The sequence below is a fragment of the Streptomyces sp. URMC 126 genome (genome assembly GCF_051386555.1).
Classification (GTDB): Bacteria; Actinomycetota; Actinomycetes; order Streptomycetales; family Streptomycetaceae; genus Streptomyces.
Window position 1 is genome coordinate 1 of the sequence record NZ_JBPQTX010001382.1, and the last position, 234, is coordinate 234.

A 234-nucleotide genomic window follows, 5' to 3' on the forward strand; every position below is an offset into this window, starting at 1 on the left:
GTGCAGGTCGCCGCCGGTGTGGAGACCACCGTGCTGACCGGGTCGCTGCTGCTGGCCCTGCCGATCTCCGCCCTGGCCGGCGCGGTGTCGTTCTTCTCTCCCTGCGTGCTGCCGCTGGTGCCCGGCTACCTGTCCTACGTCACCGGGATCAGCGGCGCGGACCTCGTTGAGGCGCGGCGCGGCCGCATCCTGGGCGGGACGCTGCTGTTCCTGGCCGGGTTCACGGCCGTGTTC

General features: G+C 72.6%; 1 protein-coding gene. It reads left to right on the forward strand.

Going from position 1 to position 234, the window contains the following annotated elements; genetic code table 11:
* A partial coding sequence (locus tag ACSNOK_RS36365; protein ID WP_436784918.1) for a cytochrome c biogenesis CcdA family protein occupies positions 1 to 234 on the forward strand: 234 nt, incomplete at its 3' end.